The 7,072-nt window shown below is 66.3% G+C and carries 6 protein-coding genes; all 6 read right to left on the minus strand.

Going from position 1 to position 7,072, the window contains the following annotated elements:
* Positions 1-45: 45 nt before the first annotated feature.
* A complete protein-coding gene (locus ABXH26_RS17020) occupies positions 46-2,355 on the minus strand; it encodes a Tex family protein (RefSeq protein WP_353568297.1) in 2,310 nt (769 codons plus the stop codon).
* Positions 2,356-2,470: 115 nt separating this feature from the next.
* On the minus strand, positions 2,471-3,052 hold the full coding sequence (locus ABXH26_RS17025) for an REP-associated tyrosine transposase (RefSeq protein ID WP_353568298.1): 582 nt from the start codon (positions 3,050-3,052) through the stop codon (positions 2,471-2,473).
* A 38-nt stretch (positions 3,053-3,090) separates the two neighbouring features.
* Positions 3,091-4,143: an ABC transporter substrate-binding protein gene (locus ABXH26_RS17030; RefSeq protein ID WP_353568299.1), complete on the minus strand. Its 1,053-nt coding sequence runs from the start codon at positions 4,141-4,143 to the stop codon at positions 3,091-3,093.
* A gap of 38 nt (positions 4,144-4,181) precedes the next feature.
* On the minus strand, positions 4,182-4,952 hold the full coding sequence (locus tag ABXH26_RS17035; protein WP_353568300.1) for an ABC transporter permease: 771 nt from the start codon (positions 4,950-4,952) through the stop codon (positions 4,182-4,184).
* Complete coding sequence (locus ABXH26_RS17040; RefSeq protein ID WP_353568301.1) at positions 4,949-5,779, minus strand: ABC transporter permease; 831 nt, start codon at positions 5,777-5,779, stop codon at positions 4,949-4,951. Before ABXH26_RS17040 ends, ABXH26_RS17035 begins: the two co-directional genes overlap by 4 nt.
* Positions 5,779-6,915 (minus strand): ABC transporter ATP-binding protein, encoded by a 1,137-nt coding sequence (locus tag ABXH26_RS17045; protein ID WP_353568302.1) that lies wholly within the window; start codon positions 6,913-6,915, stop codon positions 5,779-5,781. The genes ABXH26_RS17040 and ABXH26_RS17045 overlap by 1 nt, the downstream gene beginning before the upstream one ends.
* Positions 6,916-7,072 lie beyond the last annotated feature (157 nt).

Below are 7,072 nucleotides of genomic sequence, written 5' to 3' on the forward strand. Positions count from 1 at the left end.
CGCGGCGAGCTTGGGACAAAGCCGACCCGACAGCAAGCCGCCTCCTCAGCGCTTCTTGGCCTGGTTCATCGCCTGGCTGAACCAATCGTTGCCGCCGGCGGGCTGAGATCGGCCGCCGGACTCGCGGCGCGGTTGCGGGCGCGGACCGCGGTTGGAGTCGCGGCTGCCACCGCCGCGGCGGGGCTCCATGTCCGGCGCGGATTTCATGGAAAGCGAGATCCGGTTTCGTGGGATATCGACCTCCAGCACGGTGACGTTCACCTTTTGCCCGACCTTCACGACCTCGGCGGGGTCGCGGACGAATTGGTCGGAAAGCTGGCTGACGTGGACCAGGCCGTCCTGGTGGACGCCGATGTCGACGAAGGCCCCGAAGGCGGCGACGTTGGTGACGATGCCGGGGAGCTTCATGCCGGGCGAGAGGTCGGACGGCTTCTCGACGCCTTCGGCAAACGAGAACAGCTCGAACTGCTTGCGCGGGTCGCGGCCTGGCTTCGACAGCTCGGCGAGGATGTCCTGGAGGGTGGGCAGGCCGACTTCGGCATCGACGTATTTCTTCAGGTCGATCTTCTTCCGCAGCGAATCGCTGGTCAGCAGGTCGGCGACTTCGCAGCCGAGGTCGGCAGCCATTTTCTCGACCAGCGCGTAGCGTTCCGGGTGGACGGCGGAGGCGTCGAGCGGATGCTCGCCATCGCGGATGCGCAGGAAGCCGGCAGCCTGCTCGAAGGCCTTTTCGCCGAGGCGCGGGACGTTCTTCAGCTCGGCGCGGGACCGGATGCCGCCCTTTTCGGTACGGTAGGCGACGATGTTTTCGGCGAGGCTGGCATTGAGCCCGGAAACGTAGGCGAGGAGCTGTTTGGACGCGGTGTTGATCTCGACGCCGACGGCGTTCACGGCGCTTTCGACCGTGTCGTCGAGGCTCGTTTTCAGCGCCCGCTGGTCGACATCGTGCTGGTACTGGCCGACGCCGATTGACTTGGGATCGATCTTCACCAGCTCGGCGAGCGGGTCCATCAGGCGGCGGCCGATCGAGACCGCGCCGCGAACGGTGACGTCCTCGTTCGGGAACTCCTCGCGGGCGACTTCCGAAGCGGAGTAGATCGAGGCGCCGGATTCGTTGACGGAAATGACGGGGATCGACGAGGGGAGTTTCAGCTTTTTCACGAAAGCCTCGGTTTCCCGGCTGGCAGTGCCGTTGCCGATGGCGATGGCTTCGATCTTATATTTGGAAACGAGGCCGGCGAGCTCGACGGCGGCCTCGTAGAGCTGGTTGTTCGAGCCGGCGGTGGCGTGAAGGACGGTGTGGTGGAGCAGCGCGCCTTGGGCGTCGAGCACGACGGTCTTGCAGCCGGTGCGGAAGCCGGGGTCGATGGCGAGCGTGCGCTTGCGGCCGAGCGGCGAAGCGAGGAGCAGCTCGCGAAGGTTGTCGGCGAACACGCGGATCGCGGTTTCATCGGCGGCCTTCTTTGCGGCGAGGCGCATCTCGGTTTCCATCGAGGGCATCAGCAGGCGCTTGCAGCCGTCTTCCACCGCGAGGCGGACCTGCTCGCCGGCGGGGCCGGTGGTTTTGACCCAGTCGGGGATCGCCTCGCTGGCGACGCGGTCGAGCGGGACGTCGATCCGCATGATGAGAAAGGCCTCCTTTTCGCCACGGCGGATGGCGAGCATGCGGTGGGACGGGATGGACTTGAACGGCTCACTCCAGTCGAAGTAGTCGCGGTATTTCGCGGCGTCCTTGTCCTCGTCCTTTCCATACATCACGCGCGAGGAAACGGTGGCGTCGTTTTCGTAAATGCGGCGAACGCGGCCCCGCAGGTCGGCATCGTCGGCCACGCGCTCGGCGATGATGTCGCGCGCGCCGGCGAGGGCTTCGTCGGCGGTGGCGACCTCCTTCTCCTCACTGACGAACTTCGCGGCTTCCTCGGCGGGGTCGGCGGCTTGGTTTTCGAGCAGCCAGTCGGCGAGGGGTTCGAGGCCCTTTTCCTTGGCCTTGGTGGCGCGGGTTTGGCGCTTCGGGCGGAAGGGGGCGAAGATGTCCTCGAGCTTGGCCATGGTGTCGGCGTGGCTGAGTTTTTTCTTCAGCTCGTCGGTGAGCAGGCTGCGTTCTTCGAGTGACTTGAGGATGGAAACGCGGCGGCCGTCGAGCTCGGCGAGCTGGACCATGCGGTCGCGGATCGTCTGGATCTTGACCTCGTCGAGTTCGCCGGTGGCTTCCTTGCGGTAGCGGGAAATGAAGGGGACGGTGGCACCTTCCGCGAGGAGCTTGGCGGTGGCGGCGACCGAGTTGACGTGGATGCCGGTTTCGGCGGCGATCGTGGCGATGTGGGCGGCGGCGGCTTGGGGCGGGACGTCGGACATGGGTGTGGACGCGGAAGGTGAGCGATCCGGCGGGCGGTGGCAAGGATGGGAGCGCTGGCTTTAGCCGGCGCGTTTCCTTTCCAGACGCGCCGGCTAAAGCCAGCGCTCCGAAAATTCAGTCCGGATCCCAGGCGATGCCCGCGGATGAGAACGGCCAGTCTTCGGGCTCACGGCAGAGCCCCGCTTTTACCGGGTTCCGGCGGATGTAACGTTTGGCGCGGAAGTAGTGCTGCTCATCCCGGATGAGACGATCGAAGTATTCCCGGCCCCACAGCCTTCCCGTCCGACCGGTGAGGCGGTTGATTTGCAGGGCGGAGCCGCCTTTCCAGAGCTGGAGGATCTGGGCCAGCGAGAACCCGCTGGTCAGCCGGATCATCGCGTGGACATGGTTCGGCATGATGCACCAATCGAGCAAGCGGTAGCGGTCGGGGTGGCCGGCGATGAGGGTGGCCTGGACGATGGCGGCATGCTCGGGTTCACCCAGCAGGCAGCTGCCATGGCCGGCGTCTTCGTACTGCGCGATGCGGCGATGAAGGTCGTCGTCGGCGCGCTCGGGGTCGGAGGCGAGCTCGATCTGCCATTTTTGGATGACTTGGCGCGGGAGGGAGTCGTCCAGGCGGAAGGTGAGGGCGAGGAGGGAGTTGAAGTAATCGCGGTGGGGGAGGAAGCCGCGATCGTAGGTGCCGCGATGGGTCATGGGGGAAACGCGCCGGCTAAAGCCAGCGCTCCGATCCTTTACGCATTCTTCACCCGATCCCACGCTGCGGTGTAGATGGGGAGCTGGTCGCCGAGGTAGGCGATGGGCTCGCACTTGGCGAAAAGCTCGTCGGGCGGGAAGAGGATCGGGCTGCCGCGGAAGTCTTCGCTGAGGTTCGCATACGCCGCCGTGTTGGGCGCGCGGTAGCCGATCCATTCCATGTTCTCGGCGGCCACGGCGGCGTCGCTGAGGTGGTTGATGAAGGCGTGCGCCAACTCGACTTCCTTGGCGGATTTCGGGATGCAGAGGTCGTCGCAGGAAAAGGCGGCGCCTTCCTGCGGGACGATGACTTCGATGTCTTCGTTCTCGTCCTGCGCGAGGATCAACTCACCCGCATAGCCGTGGACCAGGAAGAATTCGCCGGACGCGATGCCGGTCTTCCACTGTTCGTTCTCGAACTTGGCGATGTTCTTCTTCCACTCGATCGCCAGGTCGGCGGCGGCGTTGACCTGGGCTTCTTCGGTGGAGTTGAACGAATGCCCGAGCGTCTTGAGCGCGGCGCCGAGGACTTCGCGCATGTCATCGAGGAGCGTGATGCGGCCCTTGAGGTCGGGGCGCTCGATGAGGCGCCAGCTGGGCTCGGCGTCGCCGACCTTGGACTTGAGATAGGCCAAGACGGTCGGAGCCATCATGTAGGGGACGGAGACGTTCATATCTCCATCGAGGGAGCGGGAAAGATAGTCCTTGTCGATGTTGGCGGTGTTCGGGATCAGCGACTTGTCGAGTGGTTGAAGCAGGTCCTTTTCCTGAAGCTGGCGGACGGCGTAGGAGGACGGAACGAGCACGTCGTAGCCGGTCGCGCCGGCTTCGAGCTTGGCGATCATCGCCTCGTTCGAGTCGAAGGTGTCGATGACCAGCTTGCAGTCGTGTTTTTCCTCGAAGGATGCGGCGGCGTCATCGCTCAGGTAGTCGGCCCAGGTGAACACGGTCAGGGTTTTCCCGCCGGACGCTCCGCCCGACTTCGAGCAGGAGGGCAGGAAGGGGAAGGTGGCGGCGGCTCCGGAGGCGGCGAGGAAATGGCGGCGTTTCATTTTTCTGCCCTAGCAGAAATCATTCCGCGCTCCGGAGATCAAGCCTTCCGTGTCAGCCGCTGGGCGGCGAAGACGACGACGAAGGTGACGGCCAGCATGAGCGTGGAAAGGGCGTTGATGACAGGCAGCTCGCGGCTCTTTTTAATCATCGAGTAAACGAGCGTCGGCAGCGTGTCGGAGCCGGGGCCCTTGACGAAGAAGGTGATCACGTAGTCGTCGATCGAGAGCGTGAAGGCCAGCAGCCCACCGGCGAGGATGCCGGGGAGGAGCATGGGCAGGGTGACTTTGCGGAAAGCCTGCAAGCGGCTCGCACCGAGGTCGCGGGCGGCTTCGACGACGTTGAAATCGAAGTCCTCGAGCCGGGCGAGCACGACCAGCGCGACGTAGCTGAGGCAGAAGGTGACGTGGGCGAGGGTGATGGTGACGAGGCTCAGCGGCATGCCGATGGAGACGAAGAGCAGCAGCAGGCTCATGCCCATGAGGATGTCGGGCAGGACGAGCGGCACGCGGACCATGAGGCTGTGGAAATCCTGGAGGCGCGACCGGTGGCGGTGCAGCGCGAAGGCGGCGGAGGTGCCGAGGACCATCGACAGCAACGAGGCGGCGGTGGCGATCTTGAGCGAGTTGCCGAGGGCGGCGAGGAGGTCGTCGCGCTCGAAGAGCCGCTCGTACCATTTCCAGGTGAAGCCTTTCCACTCCGGGGTGTAGCGGGACGAGTTGAAGGAACGGACGACCAAGGCGGCGATCGGCAGGTAGAAGAAGACCAGTACGAGGATCGTCGTAATCAGCGGGAGGCGGCTCGGTTTCACGGCTGGGCCTCCTTTCCGCGACGGCGGATCAGCATCGGGCCGAGCACCATCAGGGTGAGCGCGCCGGAGAGGGCGGCGGCGGCGGGCAGGTTGCGGTCGTTGAAGTTCCGCTGGGCGATGCGGTTGCCGATCATCTGGCTGTCGGTGCCGCCGACCATGTCGGGCACGACGTAGGCACCGAGCATGGGGACGAAGACGACGAGGAAGGCGGTGACGATGCCCTGGCGGATGCCGGGGAGAAAGACCGAGCGGAAGGCGCGGAAGGGCCTGGCGCCGAGGTCGCGGGCGGCGTCGAGCAGGCCGAAGTCGAACTTCTCCGCCGCGGCGAAGAGCGGCAGGATGGCGAAGGGCAGGAAGGTATAGACGCTGACCACGACGACCGCGGTGGCATTGCCGAGCAGGCGGTCGTTTTCCCCGAGGAAATGGAGCGCACGGAGCGTGCGGGCGACCGGGCCTTCGGCGTGGAGGAGCTGCTGCCAAGCGAAGACGCGGATGACGAAGTTCGTCCAGAAGGGCACGACGATGAGCAACAGCAGCCGGCCGCGCCAGACGGGCGGGAGTTTCGCGAGGCAGAAGGCGACCGGCAGGCCGATGCCGATGCAGGCGGCGGTGGTGGCGGCGCTGATCCACAGCGTGCGCCACAGAAGTTTCGGGTAGGCGGGGTCGGCGAGCGAGCGGACGGCATCGAGCGACCAGCCCTCGCCGACGCCGCCGGCGGGCAGCGTGGGGCGGAAGGCGATGACGAAAATGATCAGCAGGGGGACCAGCACGAACACCGCCAGCCAGGCGAGGCTGGGGAGCGTGGGGGCCCATTCGGATCGTTTCATCACGCTTCGTCGGGCAGGGTGAGGAGGGCTTTGTCTTCTTCGCGGTAGCGGTCGAGGAGGTAGCCGTCGTTGGCGTGCCAGCGGAGCCAGACTTCGTCGCCCCACTGCGGTGGCGAGGCATCGAGCTGGTAGTGGCGGTGCTGCATCTCGGCGCAGATCCGCCACTCGCCGCAGCGGACCCAGTAGCGGGTGTGCGAGCCGAAGTAGATGACGTCCTCGACCTTGCCGGAAATGGCGTTCTCTTCGCCGGAGAGCGCGGGTTTTTCGCGGACGACGACGATCTTCTCCGGCCGCAGGGAAACGTGGACCTGCTCGCCCTCGCGGAGCGGGCGGTCGTTGTCGATGACGATCTCGCCGAGGTCTTCGAGCGCGCAGCGGGAAAAGCGATCGCCGGCGGTGGTGACGGTGCCGTCGAGGAAATTGGTGTCGCCGATGAAGGCGGCCACGAAGGAACTACGGGGAGCCTCGTAGATCTCGGCGGGCTTGCCGGTCTGCTCGATGACGCCGTGGTTCATGACGGCGATGCGGTCGCTGATGGACATCGCCTCGCCCTGGTCGTGGGTGACGTAGAGGAAGGTGATGCCGACCTCGTCGTGGATGGCGTCGAGCTCGACGAGAAGCCGCTGGCGGAGCTTGAGGTCGAGCGCGGCGAGCGGTTCGTCGAGGAGCAGGACCTGCGGCTTGTTGACGAGCGCGCGGGCGATGGCGACGCGCTGTTTTTGTCCGCCGGAGAGCTGGGCGGGCTTTTTCGCGGCGTGGGCGGTGAGGTCGACGAGATCGAGCATGCGGTCGGTCTCGCGGGCGACCTCGGCGGCGGACCAGCCCTTGAGTTTCGGGCCGAAGGCGATGTTGTCGCGGATGCTCAGGTGGGGGAAGAGGGCGTAGGACTGGAAGACCGTGTTGACCGGGCGCTGGTCGGGCGGGAGGTGGGTGATGTCGCGGCCGTCGAGCAGGATGCGGCCTTCGTCGGGCCGGTCGAAGCCGGCGGCCATGCGGAGGAGCGTGGTTTTTCCGCAGCCCGACGGGCCGAGCAGGGAGAAGGTTTCGCCTTTCTCGATGTCGAGGGTCACGTCGCGGATGGCGGTGAAGGAGCCGAAGCGGCGGGTGACGTTTTCGAATCGCAGGAGCGGCGGCATGGTTTGGCTAGGGGAGCAAAAGCCATGCGGGGAGGGCTTTGTCGATGCGGGAGTGGGATCGGAGGGGGGGGGGGGGGGGGGGGGGGGGGGGGGGGGGGGGGGGGGGGGGGGGGCGGCGGGCGGCGGGGGGGGGGGGGAGGTGGGGGGGGGGGGGGGG

The sequence above is a fragment of the Haloferula sargassicola genome, from assembly GCF_040362925.1.
GTDB lineage: Bacteria > Verrucomicrobiota > Verrucomicrobiia > Verrucomicrobiales > Akkermansiaceae > Haloferula > Haloferula sargassicola.

What these genes read in the sequence shown, in the direction of transcription:
- ABXH26_RS17020 (WP_353568297.1), bottom strand. Translation starts at nt 2,355, where the DNA reads ATGTCCGACGTCCCGCCCCAAGCCGCCGCCGCCCACATCGCCACGATC.
- ABXH26_RS17025 (WP_353568298.1), bottom strand. Translation starts at nt 3,052, where the DNA reads ATGACCCATCGCGGCACCTACGATCGCGGCTTCCTCCCCCACCGCGAT.
- ABXH26_RS17030 (WP_353568299.1), bottom strand. Translation starts at nt 4,143, where the DNA reads ATGAAACGCCGCCATTTCCTCGCCGCCTCCGGAGCCGCCGCCACCTTC.
- ABXH26_RS17040 (WP_353568301.1), bottom strand. Translation starts at nt 5,779, where the DNA reads ATGAAACGATCCGAATGGGCCCCCACGCTCCCCAGCCTCGCCTGGCTG.
- ABXH26_RS17045 (WP_353568302.1), bottom strand. Translation starts at nt 6,915, where the DNA reads ATGCCGCCGCTCCTGCGATTCGAAAACGTCACCCGCCGCTTCGGCTCC.